At 67.4% G+C, this 12,201-nt stretch carries 10 protein-coding genes; 6 read left to right on the top strand and 4 right to left on the bottom strand.

The window, feature by feature from the left end:
- Positions 1-238: 238 nt before the first annotated feature.
- Positions 239-1,822: an MDR family MFS transporter gene (locus tag U5A65_RS38750; RefSeq protein ID WP_321949518.1), complete on the bottom strand. Its 1,584-nt coding sequence runs from the start codon at positions 1,820-1,822 to the stop codon at positions 239-241.
- A gap of 111 nt (positions 1,823-1,933) precedes the next feature.
- On the opposite strand from U5A65_RS38750, the gene U5A65_RS38755 reads away from it, so the two are divergent.
- The 3 genes from U5A65_RS38755 (at position 1,934) to U5A65_RS38765 (ending at position 4,935) form a co-directional block, all read left to right on the top strand.
- Positions 1,934-2,674, top strand: coding sequence for a TetR/AcrR family transcriptional regulator (locus tag U5A65_RS38755; protein ID WP_321916881.1), 741 nt, complete (start codon positions 1,934-1,936; stop codon positions 2,672-2,674).
- Positions 2,675-2,763: 89 nt separating this feature from the next.
- The gene (locus tag U5A65_RS38760) at positions 2,764-4,326 is read left to right on the top strand and encodes a deoxyribodipyrimidine photo-lyase (protein WP_321949524.1); all 1,563 of its coding nucleotides are present in this window, start codon (positions 2,764-2,766) and stop codon (positions 4,324-4,326) included.
- A 198-nt stretch (positions 4,327-4,524) separates the two neighbouring features.
- Positions 4,525-4,935 (top strand): response regulator, encoded by a 411-nt coding sequence (locus U5A65_RS38765; protein ID WP_028205606.1) that lies wholly within the window; start codon positions 4,525-4,527, stop codon positions 4,933-4,935.
- 136 nt (positions 4,936-5,071) lie between these two features.
- On the opposite strand, the gene U5A65_RS38770 is transcribed toward U5A65_RS38765, so the two are convergent.
- Both U5A65_RS38770 and U5A65_RS38775 read right to left on the bottom strand, forming a co-directional pair.
- Positions 5,072-5,698 (bottom strand): Fur family transcriptional regulator, encoded by a 627-nt coding sequence (locus U5A65_RS38770; protein ID WP_321916884.1) that lies wholly within the window; start codon positions 5,696-5,698, stop codon positions 5,072-5,074.
- 57 nt (positions 5,699-5,755) lie between these two features.
- Positions 5,756-6,382, bottom strand: a complete 627-nt coding sequence (locus U5A65_RS38775; protein ID WP_321949519.1) for a glutathione S-transferase — start codon at positions 6,380-6,382, stop codon at positions 5,756-5,758.
- 220 nt (positions 6,383-6,602) lie between these two features.
- Between U5A65_RS38775 and U5A65_RS38780 the strand changes: the two genes are divergently transcribed.
- Positions 6,603-8,279, top strand: coding sequence for an ATP-dependent helicase (locus U5A65_RS38780; RefSeq protein WP_321949520.1), 1,677 nt, complete (start codon positions 6,603-6,605; stop codon positions 8,277-8,279).
- A gap of 12 nt (positions 8,280-8,291) precedes the next feature.
- On the opposite strand, the gene U5A65_RS38785 is transcribed toward U5A65_RS38780, so the two are convergent.
- On the bottom strand, positions 8,292-9,239 hold the full coding sequence (locus U5A65_RS38785; RefSeq protein WP_321949521.1) for a phosphoribosyltransferase: 948 nt from the start codon (positions 9,237-9,239) through the stop codon (positions 8,292-8,294).
- A 285-nt stretch (positions 9,240-9,524) separates the two neighbouring features.
- Here U5A65_RS38785 and U5A65_RS38790 point away from each other — a divergent pair, with 285 nt between their 5' ends.
- Both U5A65_RS38790 and U5A65_RS38795 read left to right on the top strand, forming a co-directional pair.
- The gene (locus U5A65_RS38790; protein WP_321949522.1) at positions 9,525-10,073 is read left to right on the top strand and encodes a molybdopterin-dependent oxidoreductase; all 549 of its coding nucleotides are present in this window, start codon (positions 9,525-9,527) and stop codon (positions 10,071-10,073) included.
- Positions 10,074-10,083: 10 nt separating this feature from the next.
- Positions 10,084-11,973: a hybrid sensor histidine kinase/response regulator gene (locus U5A65_RS38795; RefSeq protein ID WP_321935784.1), complete on the top strand. Its 1,890-nt coding sequence runs from the start codon at positions 10,084-10,086 to the stop codon at positions 11,971-11,973.
- The last annotated feature ends 228 nt before the right edge of the window (positions 11,974-12,201 follow it).

Genomic DNA, 12,201 nt, shown 5'->3' on the forward strand with positions numbered 1-12,201 from the left:
TCTCCTGGGTTGTGTGTTTTATGGCGAGCGACCGTCATGCAGCCGTCGCGAGAGTTCGAACGCGCGCCGCCGGGTCCCGGCGCGCGGTGCCCGCGATTTTAGCTAACTGTAATTAAATGTGTGGAAAATGTAATGCTGATGCGAGCGGGCCCCATTAGACCGATGGGATGCCGGCTCGCGGGCAAAAAAATGCCAGCGGGAATCCGCTGGCTGGAGGGGAAAAAGCGGCGAAGCGCGCTCAATGCTGCTTGCGCAGCGGCACGTCGCGCAGCAGCAACGACAGCGCGAACGAGAACACCACCACGATCGCAGCCGAGAGGTAAACCGTGTGTAGCGCGCCCGCGAACGCATCGAGATACTGCGCGTGCAGCGCGGGCGGCAAATGGTGGATCACGTCGGGCGTGAGCGGCTGCGGCAGTTGCACGTCGGGCGTCAGCACCTTTTCGAGCCGCGCGTGCAGCCCATGCGAAAACACGGCGCCGAACGCCGCCACGCCCACCGAGCCGCCAATCGAGCGGAACAGCGTTGCGCCCGACGTCGCCACGCCCATGTGGCGAAACTCCACGGCGTTTTGCACAGCAAGAATCAGCACCTGCATCACCATGCCCAGGCCGCAGCCGAGCAGCCCCATGTAGAGATACATGCGGTGAATGGGCGTGTCGAGCTGCAAGCGCGCGAGCAGGATCATTGCCGCGGCCACGAGCGCCGTGCCCGCAATGGGGAAGATGCGGTACTTGCCGATCTTGCTGATGATGCGCCCGGTGATGATCGACATCACGAGCACGCCGCCCATCATGGGCAGCATCTGCATGCCGGCCTGCGAGGGCGTGGAGCCCTTCACGACCTGCAGATAGAGCGGCAGGAACGTGACCGAGCCGAACAGCGACACGCCCACGATGAAGCCGATCAGGCTCGCGAGCACGAAGGTGCGCTGGCGAAAAAGTTCGAGCGGGATGATGGGCTCGGGCGCATGCTTTTCCTCGTGGATGAAGCCCGCCACGGCTACGAGGCCGAGCAGCAGCGTGAGCCAGAGCGTGGGCGACGTCCACGGCAGCAGCGAGCCGCCCTCGCTCGTGAAGAGAATCAGGCAGGTGAGGGCGGCGGCGAGCCATGCCGCGCCCATGTAGTCGATCACGTGCTTCACGTGCGCGGCGCGCGGCTTGAACACGGCGGCGATCACCACGAGTGCGAGCGCGCCGAGCGGCAGGTTGATGTAGAAGATCCAGCGCCACGACAGATGCTCGACGAGAAAGCCGCCGAGCAGCGGCCCGATCACGGTGGCGATGCCGAACACGCCGCCGAACATGCCCTGATACTTGCCGCGCTGCGCGGGCGGGATGACGTCGCCGATGGCGGCCATCGTCACGACCATGAGGCCGCCGCCGCCAATGCCCTGAAGCGCGCGCAGCACGATGAGCTGCTCCATGTTCTGCGCCACGCCGCACAGCGCCGAGCCGATCAGGAAGATCACGATGGCGGCCTGCAGCACGATCTTGCGGCCGAACAGGTCGCCGAACTTGCCATACAGCGGCACGACGATCGTCGAAGTGAGCAGGTAGGCCGTGACGACCCACGAGAGCCGGTCGAGCCCGCCCAGCTCGCCCACGATGGTGGGCAGCGCCGTCGAGACGATGGTCTGGTCGAGCGCCGCGAGCAGCATGACGAGCAGGAGCGCCGGAAACAGCAGCCGGATGGGTGGATGGCCGCCCCGCGGATGGCCGCCGGCATCGGCAGCAGCCGGGCCCGACGCCGTCGCCGCGGCTTTTGCGCTGGCGCTGGCTCCCGCCGTGGCGGGCGCAGGGTGTTTCGTGCTGGGTTCCATCGTCGTGTCCATCTATCTTGAATTTAATTAATTCGGAGGTTAATATTAGGACAATTATTCCAGTTGGTCAAAATTCAATTCGTTACCGAGTTGCTAACCGATAGAACGCCTATGAAAGCGCCAGAACACACCCTCGACAGCGCAGGCGGCGCGCCAGGCCGGCCCGCCGCGCGCCGCCCCGGCCGGCCGAGCGGCGGCGTGGGCGGGGCGGAGCAGCGCGCGCGTTTGATCGACGCCGCGCTCGTACTGTTCGCGCGCCAGGGCATTCTCGACACGTCGCTTGCCGCCATTGCCCGCGAGGCCGGCGTCACGCCCGCGATGGTTCACTACTATTTCAAGACGCGCGACCAACTGATCGACGTGCTGATCGACGAGCGTTTCGTGCCGCTGCGCGAAGCGCTCGGTGACATCTTCGCGGAGCATCCCGACGATCCTGTGAAGGCGCTCACCGCGCTGGCGCAGCGCTTCGTGGCGGTGGGGCAGCGCAATCCGTGGTTTCCGCCGCTGTGGGTGCGCGACGTCATCAGCGAGGGCGGCGTGCTGCGCCAGCGCATGCTCGAGCGCCTGGGCCGTGAGAACCAGGAAAAGGCCCACACGGCGATTGCGCGCTGGCAGCGCGAGGGCCGGCTCAACGCGGCGCTGGAGCCTTCGCTGCTGTTCCAGTCGCTGATGGGCCTCACGCTGCTGCCGCTCGCGACCAGCCAGATATGGCGCGGCGACGCGGCGCAGCCCCATGTTGGCGTCGAGACGATCGCGCGCCATGCGGTCGCGCTCATCACGCAAGGCGTGGGACCGGCCCGCGTAGACAGCCCCGCCGATACGCGCGTTGATACGGGCATTGATACGGATTAATCGCCGCCGCGCGCCGTGGTACGCTCCGTGACCTTTGCGGCACGGCTCGTGCGCTGCGCCGCGCGAATGTTTCCCGGTCGAGGTCCGGTCTGCCTTCTTCTTCCGTTTCTTCCCGCGCTTCTTCCAGGCAAGCGCCCGCCATCGTCTGGTTTCGCGATGATCTCCGGCTTGCCGATCAGCCAGCGCTCGCGCAGGCCGCGGCGAGCGGCCTGCCGCTGATCTGCGTCTGGATCCACGATCCGCGCGCCTCGGGCGAACGCCCGGAGGGCGGCGCGGCGCGCTGGTGGCGTCATGAGTCGCTGCGCGCGCTCGATGCCGCGCTAACCGCGCGCGGCGGCCGCCTGCTTCTCCTGCAAGGCGACGAAGTGGCAACGCTGGACGCCCTCGTCACGGAAACCGGCGCGCAAGCCGTGTACTGGAATCGCCGTTACGGCGCGGCGCAACGCGAGGTCGATCGCGCGCTCAAAACGTCGCTGCGCGAGCGCGGTGTGGAGGTCGAGAGCTTCAACGGGCAGCTCCTCAACGAGCCGTGGACGGTGCTCAATCAGTCCGGCGGGCCGTTTCGGGTGTTCAGCGCCTACTGGCGCGCTTGCCTGCGTATGGGGGACCCGCCACCGCCGCAAGGCGAGCCCGAACGGATGATTTTTCAATCGTTGCCAGCACGTCTTACCCAGCGCGCATCGAAACTCGATGCGCTCGGTCTCGCGCCACGCTCGCCCGACTGGTCGGGCGGCTTGCGCGCGGCCTGGCCAGCGGGCGAGGAAGCCGCGCTGGAGCGCCTGCGAGCGTTCCTTGCCACGGACCTCGACGCTTACGCTGGCGAGCGCGACGAGCCCGGCGACGCCGCCACGAGCCGTCTTTCCCCGTATCTCGCCGTCGGCGCCGTTTCGCCGCGTCAGGTCTGGGCGGCGCTCAAGGCGGCGCAGCACGCGCACGGCCGCGGCTCGGCGCGGCGCGCCACGAGCGCGGAGAAGTTCGCAAGCGAATTGGGCTGGCGGGAGTTCTGCCACTACCAGCGCTTTCACTACGCCGATCTGGCGACGCGCAACCTGCGTCCCGCGTTCGACGCCATGCCGTGGCGTAAGGACGCCGCTGGCCTGAAAGCGTGGCAACGCGGGCTGACCGGCTATCCGCTCGTCGACGCCGGCATGCGCGAGCTTTGGCACACGGGGTGGATGCACAACCGCGTGCGCATGGTCGTGGCGTCGTTCCTGACCAAGCACCTGTTGATCGACTGGCGCGCGGGGGAGTCGTGGTTCTGGGACACGCTCGTGGACGCCGACCCGGCCAGCAACCCGGCCAACTGGCAGTGGGTGGCGGGCTCGGGCGTGGACGCCGCGCCGTATTTCCGCATTTTCAATCCGGTGCTCCAGGGCCAGAAGTTCGACCCGCGCGGCGCCTACGTGCGGCAGTGGGTGCCGGAGTTGGCGGGCCTGCCCGATGCGCTCGTGCACCAGCCGTGGAAGGCCGGCGCGCAGCAGCTGGAAGCGGCGGGCGTGCGCCTTGGCAAGCATTACCCGGAACCTGTTGTCGAGCACGAACTGGCGCGCCAGCGTGCACTCGAAGCCTATGCGCAAACCGGCAAAGCCAAGGGCTTCGCCGCTTCGCGAGAGGGCCGGGAGCAGGGCCAAAAGCAGGGCGGCAAAGCGTGAGCGCGGCCGTCATCGGGCTGTCTTGTGTTGCGGCTATCGTGCGCGGCGCGGATGGACGCACGCTCAGCACGCCGGAACCAGACGGCATTAAGATTGCTCTATCAGGACGGCCCGCGGTGCCGTGCGCCCAGCATCACGCCGGGCTCGCAGCCTCGCGGCAATCGGCCTGACAGACAGAAAGGCATGTAAGCAAACACAATGAACGCAGTACACAAGCTCGACCGGACGACCATCGTCCTCGTCGAAGACGACCCGCACAGCCGGGCGTCACTGACTTCGCTGCTGGAGGCGGAGGGCGCGCACGTCGTGGCGGTCGAAGACGCAGAAACGGGCGTCGAAGCAGCCCTGAGCCTGCACCCCGACGCCGTGGTCTGCGATCTCGACCTGCCGGCCATGGACGGCTTCTACCTGATCCAGCGTCTGCGCGACTATGAAATTCGCGGCGATCACGCACCGACCGTCGCGGTCGCGCTCACGGGCCATACCGACGAAAGCTGGCGTTTGCGCAGTATCGGCGAAGGTTTCCAGCACTTCATGACCAAGCCGGCCCGGCCGGAGGAACTCGTGACGCTCTTGAGCGACGCAATCGACGCGCGCCAGTCGCTCTGAGGCGGCGCGCGTAGCGAGGCGGGAAACGTGCGGGTTGAGGGACTGAGGCGCCGCGACAGGCGGCGCGGCTGGCGTATTGCTCGCGATTGTCCGCGATCGTCCACGATTGCCCGCGCGCAACGGCGGGCAATAACGGTTAGCTAACGGACGAGGACTGCGCCGCTTCGGGCGCGGCAGCGGCGCCCGGCTGCGCGGGCTTGCCAGCCTGATTCGGCTGATTTGCCTGACTCTCCTGGCATTGCGCGCAGAGTCCCTTCAGCTCGATCCCGTCGCCGGCGAGCCGGTAACCCGCGGCCTCGATCTGCGCAACGAGCGCCTGGCGCAGCTTCGGCTCGTGCAGCTCGGTGACGTTGCCGCACTGCTGGCACACCACGAGAATGCCGTGCTGACACTGCGTGAGGTCGTGGCAAACGGCGAACGCGTTGATCGACTCGATGCGGTGAATCAGTCCAGCCGAAAGCAGGAAATCGAGCGCCCGGTAGACCGTGGGCGGCGCCGAACCCGGATGGATCTGGCGCATTTCGTCGAGCAGCGAATACGCCTTGGTGGCGCGTCCCGAGGCGAGCAGCAGTTCCAGCACCTTGCGGCGGATCGGCGTGAGCTTTTCGCCGCGCTCGCGGCAATAGGCCTCGGCCATCGCGAGCGCGGACTCAAGCGTTGCGCCTTGGGCGCCGTGCGAGTGGCCGTGATCGTGGTCGTGCGTCTCGCCGTGCGTGTGACTGTGCAAGGCGGAGGCGTCCGGGGACGGTTTTGCTGTCTTCATGCTTGCGATTATACGGGGCGCGCCGCCGGGCCGCCCGCGCCGTCCTGGAGTGGCCGCTCAGGTGAGCGGCAGATCGATGTACTTGCGGAAGCCCTGGCGCTGCGCAATGCGCTGATACCAGCGTTCGAGGTTCGGCAGCGGCTCGCGCTCCACACCTTCGAGCCCGAACCAGCGCCGTGCGTACGCGCCAAGCACGATGTCCGCGAGCGAGAAGCGCTCGTTTTCGAGGAAGAAGCGGCCTTGCAGGTGGTGGTCGAGCAGCCTCCACAGCGGCGTCAGCTGATCGAGATCGGCTGCGATCTTTGCGGTGTCGCGCTTCTCCGGCGGCGTGCGCACGAGCGCGAGAAACACCGGGCGCTCGGCGGGCGCGAGCGTGCTCATCGACCAGTCGAGCCAGCGCTCGATCGAGGCGCGCACCTTCGGGTCGGTCGGGTAGAGCAGGCTCGAGGGACCGTACTCCATCGCCAGATAGCGCAGGATCGCGTTCGACTCCCACAGCAGGAAATTGCCGTCCGAGATCGTCGGGATCTTGCCGTTGGGATTCATGGCGAGATAGGAAGGCTCGTTGAGATGCCCGAACGGGCCGCCCGCGTCGATGCGCTGGAACGGCAGGACGAGTTCATCGCAACACCACAGGACTTTCTGGACATTCACCGAATTGGCGCGTCCCCAGATCGTGATCATCTGGCGCGTACTCCTTGCAAGGGGAAAAGGGGTCAAGCCTGGCGCAGGCCGCCACGATACACGATTCTCGCGCAGTTTTTTGCGCCGCCATGCATTTCGTAGAATAGGCGCTGCGCAGCGCCTCGCGTTCCCCCGCCGCGCCCGATTCGTGCGGCACCGCTCCCTCGATTTCCCGCGCGGTCGCGCCGCCGCGCACCCAGCGTACGCCCGAGACCCGCTTATGGCCCGCATTGTCCCCGACGACTGGCAGCATCTCGAAGCCACCGGCGCCGCCGCGCGCGAGCGCGAAACGCTCGCCGCGCTCGCACGCGGTTTGCCCAACGGCTACACCGTCTATCACGGCGTGCACTGGACGCGTCTTTCCGAAGGCTTTTCGGTCTTCGGCGAGGCCGATTTCGTGATCGTGAGTCCGGCCGGCCGCGTGATGATCGTCGAGCAGAAAACGGGCTTTCTGCGCGAAACGCCGGGCGGGCTCGTCAAGGCCTACATGCAGACCGAGCGCAACGTGGCGATCGCGCTCGCGCGCACCGTCGAAGGGCTGCACCGGCGCTTCACCGCAACGTTCGGCGCCGGCACCTACGTGCTCGAAGAGCTGTTCTACTGCCCTGACCACGTGGTGCGCGAGCCGGCGATCGCGGGGGTGAATCCCGCGCGCATCGTCGACGCCACGCGCAAGACGCAGCTCGCCGCCATCGTGCTGGAAGCCATGCCCGCCGACGAGCCGCGCCTGCCGTGCGCCGCGAAAATCCATCACTTTCTCGCCGACGAACTGTCGCTCACGCCCGACACCAGCGCACTGGTCGGCGCGGCGGACACGCTCGTCACGCGGCTCGCGGGCGGCCTCGCCACGTGGGCGCGCCGGCTCGAGTTCGCGCCGTTCCGGCTGCGTGTAATCGGCACAGCGGGCTCGGGCAAGACGCAACTGGCCGTGCAGGTCATGAAGGACGCCGTGGCGCGCGGTGCGCGCACGCTGTACGTGTGCTTCAACCGGCCGCTCGCGGATCACATCGCGCAACTCGCGCCGCCCGAAGCGAAGGTGGCGACCTATCACCAGCTGTGCGACTGGGTCGCGCGCGACGGCGGCCACGTGCCCGATTTCGACAGCCCCGGCGCATTCGACGAGCTCGTGCGGCGCTCCGGCGAGATGCCGATAGCCGGGCGCTGGCAGTTCGACGTGCTGATCGTCGACGAGGGGCAGGATTTTCAGCAACCGTGGGTCGGTGCGCTCGAGCGTCTGTTGCGGCCAGACGCTGCGTGGTGGTGGCTCGAAGATCCGCTGCAGAACCTGTACGTGCGCGAGCCGCTCGCGCTGGCGGGCTGGACCGTGCTGCGCGAGAACACGAACTACCGCAGCCCGCGCGACATCCTCGCGTTCCTGCGCGACGTGGCCGGACCGACTGTGCCCGCCATCGCGCAGCTTGCCGCGGGCAGTCCGTTCGATGGCTCCGATGTGACAGTGGCGAGCTGGGACGAGCGCGAAGCCGAACCTGGCGCCGAGCCCGGCGTGGTTCTGGCGACCAAACGCGCGATCACGCAGGCGCTCTCGCTCGGCTTTCGCAAGCAGGACATCGTTGTGCTGTCTTATCGCGGGCGCGAGCATTCGCTTTTCACGGCGCTCGACCAGCTCGGCCCGCACCGGCTGCGCAGCTTCACGGGCCAGTACGACCTGTTCGGCAATCCGCAGTACCGCGAAGGCGACGTGCTGCTCGATTCGATCTACCGCTTCAAGGGGCAGTCCGCACCGTGCGTGATCCTGACCGAGGTGGATTTCGAGGCATTCGACGAGCGCGCCGCGCGCAAGCTCTTCGTTGGCGCGACGCGCGCGGCCATGAAGCTCATCGTGGTGGCGTCGCCGCGCGCCGCGCGCTTCATCGAGGGCCAGCGCGGCGGCGCGTGACGGCGTTCTCGCTCAGCTCCAGGCCGAGGCGCCGATCAGCGTGCCCGTGCGCGCGTGGGCGTTCCACCAGATCACGCGCAACAGCGGCGCACTCTGGGCGATCAGGATGGCCTGGACCGGATCGCTCTCGATGAAGTGCGTGACGCCGCTGCGAATGGCCGCGGCGGCCTTGTGCGCCGCCACGGCTGCGGCCGTGTCGTCATGCTCGTCCGGCCGGCGCATGATCAGTTCGAGGTGCCCGAAGCCGTGACGCTCGAGCCAGGCGAGTGTGCGCTCGCGGTCGATCTCGGGACGCCCCGTGATGATCGCGCGCGCGCGCTTCAGGTCGATGCCGGGCAGGCGCTCGAACGGCACCAGTTCATCGCGCTCGGCGAGCGCGGCGACGAGGTCTTCGTCGTAGCGCGCAACCGGAATGTCGGGGAGCAGGACGCCGTCGAGATCGATCGCGTAGACGGCGTACTCGTGGTCGTCGGCCATGCGCGTGCCCTCGCCGTCGCCGTCGCGAATCCAGTCGGCGCGGTAGCGGTCGGTGTAGGCCTGGCGCTCCCACGGGAAGAGCGCGAAATAGCCGCTTGCATCGATCGAATAATCGGGGCGCAAGCGGCTGAGGTCGTCATAGGCGCCGGTGAGCGTGCGCACGACGAGCCCGTGCTCGCTCAGAAACGCGATGCAGTCCACGAGCGTATGGCCGCGCCCCGCGATGTCCTCGCACAGCAGCACTTTCGCGCCCGGCTCGGGCAGCGGCAACGTGGAGTCCCAGCGCACTTCGCGCGTGGCGCGGTCATAGCGCAGGAACGCGACACCCGCGCCCGTTGCGTGCGAAACCATCAGCGCGAGCGGCGCGCCGCCGCGCAAAATGCCGACCACGAGGTCGAATTCCTCATCGATCAGCGCCGGTTGCAGCGACTCGACCCAGTGATCGAGCTGTTCGTAGGTGAGCGGAACGACAGGTTTATCCATGGGTTGAAATGAGTGACGAAGCGCGTGCCAGGCAAATGTGCGGCAAATGCACAACGCGCGTTTCCGATAGCGGCGTGCGAGAAAAAGACGGCTATTGTCAGCGCAATGTTTGACGATATTATGCCTATGCTCACCAGCGCCTGCTGGCCTGGCGGGTGGAGGAAGCGGGAAGCCGCGGGAAATGGCGGGACCAGCAGCAGAAAAACGCGGCGCAGCGCCGCGCAAAGACACACGACAACGACGCGAATCATCGCGCGAAAGGGCTCGGGCAAGATGTGGCATGGGATGGGATGGCCAGGCTGGCGGCGCTGGGCCGCCGTGGCGGGGTTCGCGCTCGCGGGCGCTCTGTTGCCGTTCGTGCAGTTTGCACATGCGGCGCAGGCGGCGGGTTCTGCGGGTTCTGCGGGTTCGCTCTCGCTCGACGTGGACGGCGAGGTGCGCGTGACCAACAACGCGGCCCACACGGCGTATCACTTTACTGAGGCGCAGCTGCTTGCGCTGCCCGCGCATTCGATCACGACGGCCACGACCTGGACTCCGCGCTCGACCTTCACGGGCCCGCTGCTCTCGGACGTGCTCAAAACGGTGGGCGCCTACGGCAGCCAGATCGAGATCCACACGCTCGACGACTACACCTGCGTGGTGCCCGTGGCCGACGCCGCGCGCTATGGCGTGGTGGTGGCCTACGAGATGAACGGCCAGCGCCTGAAGGTGAGCAATTTCGGCCCGTTGTTCCTGATTTATCCACGCGACCAGCATCCGCTCGAGCTGGATGGCGCGGCCGGCGACGCGAAGTTCGCGTGGCAGATCAAGTCAATGACGATCAAGCGGTGACTGGCGGCTGATGCGACGACCCTTGCGACGCCTGCTGCAGGCGATCATCTGGATGGCGGCGCTGGCGCCGCCCGTGGTGGCGGTCGGCTATCTGCTTTATGCGAATCTGCTCAACCCGCAGGTCGTGCAGCGCATCACGGGCAATTACGACGGCCTGTACTGGGACGCCGCGCAGCTGCAGATTGCCTACGCGCGCTTCGAGAGCCAGTTGCTGATGTTCGCGGACGGCATCGACCGCGATCTCGACAAGGTGCGGCTGCGCTATGAAGTGCTGCAGTCGAAGCTCAACGTGATGAAGGGCTCGACGCTGTCGCTCGACTCCACGCCGGGTTTGAAGCGGCGCCAGGACGCCGATCTCGCCATTCTGGCCGCGACCATTTCCCCGTTCGAAGCCGAAATCGCGACGCTCTCGGACAACCCCGAACGCGCGGTGCCGATGCTCAAGGCGCTCGACCTGCACTGGACCCAGGTGACCGACCTGGCGCTGAACCGGCGTTTCGCCGACGTGACCGAGCGCGAGGCGATCCGGCACGATTTCATCGCCAAGCGGCGCGAACTGTTTGCGTCGGGGCTCGTGCTGCTCGTGCTTTCGGCGGCGGCGGGCGTGCTGCTCGTGATGAACGGCTACCGGCGCACCCGGCTCCTCGACCAGCAGCGCGCGGCGCTCGAAGCCGAGCACCAGGCGAGCCGCGCCGCGCGCGAGGCGAGCATGGCGAAGGACGCCTTCCTTGGCATGATCAGCCACGAACTGCGCACGCCGCTGCACGCAATCGTCTCGTCGATCGAACTGCTCGGCTTCAACTCGCATTCGGAAGCGGACCGCAAGGTGATCCATCGCCTCGAAACCGCCGCACGCCAGCTCGAAGCGCAGATGAAGGATCTCACCGACTACGCGCGCCTTGGCGCGGGCAAGCTCGAATTGCGTCAGGAAGAGTTCGAGCCGCGCGAACTGCTGCAGTCGATCGTCGACGAAAACGAGCAGGCCGCGCGCTCGCGCGGGCTCGCGTTCGAGCATGCGTGGGTGGGACCGCAGCGGCGCGTGGTGGCCGACCCGCACCGCATCCGCCAGATCGCCGGCAACCTCGTCACGAACGCGATCCGCTACACGGAGCGCGGCAAGGTGCGGCTCGAATTCTGGCTGCAGGCGCCCGCGCGGGCCGCGCGGCCTTTGAATGGCGAGGAAGGAGCCGTGCGGCCGGCAGGCGGCGACACGCTCGTGATCGTCGTTGGCGACACGGGGCCGGGTGTGGCGGCGGACCAGATACCGCTCATCTTCAAGGAGTTCACGCAGCTCGACACGTCGCGCTCGCGGCGCTACGAGGGCGCGGGCATGGGCCTCGCGATCGTGCGGGGCCTCGTCGAGCTGTTCGGCGGCACGATCGAGACGCAAAGCCGCGTGGGTAAAGGCACGACCTTCACCGTGCGCATTCCCGTCACGCCGGTCGAGCCGCCGGCGCCCGCGGCCGTGGCCGAAGCGGCGCTGCCTGTGCGGGCGCTGCCGCAGGTGCTCGTCGTGGACGACAACCCGCTCGTGCGCGATTCGCTGTGCGAGATGGTGGCGCATATGGGCTACCGCGCGCTCGCGGCCGGCGATGCCGACAGCGCGCTTGGGCTGCTCGCCCACGAGGCGTGCGATGTCGTGCTGCTCGATCTGCATATGCCGGGGCGCGACGGGTACGATTTCGTCGCGGGGCTTCTAACCGCGCAGGATGTGCTCGGGCAGCCGCGCGTGATCGCGGTGAGCGCCGATGTGGCGGGGCTCGCGGCGATTGGGGATCATGCTGGCGCCTCGGGCGGCGAGGGCGCGCCGTTTTTCGACCGGCTCACGAAGCCGGTGCATTACGAGGTGCTGCGTGCGGCGTTGCAGCGGGCGCTGAGTGTGCCTCGGGCCGCGGCTTGAATTGTGCCTCTTGCCGCTTTGGGCTTTCCTTGTGGTCGTGTCGGTATGCCAGCGTTGCCCCTGTGCGGGGCGGCACCTACTTTTCTTTGCAGCGGCAAAGAAAAGTAGGCAAAAGAAAGCCGCTCAAACCGCCAGCGCCTGCCACAGTTCACATCGCGCCACCACACTTGAATGGCTCCGGAGCGTCTGTCATCTCGCACCACCGAACTGAGTGACAAGGCGCTCATT

Source organism: Paraburkholderia sp. J10-1 (genome assembly GCF_905220165.1).
Taxonomy (GTDB): domain Bacteria; phylum Pseudomonadota; class Gammaproteobacteria; order Burkholderiales; family Burkholderiaceae; genus Paraburkholderia.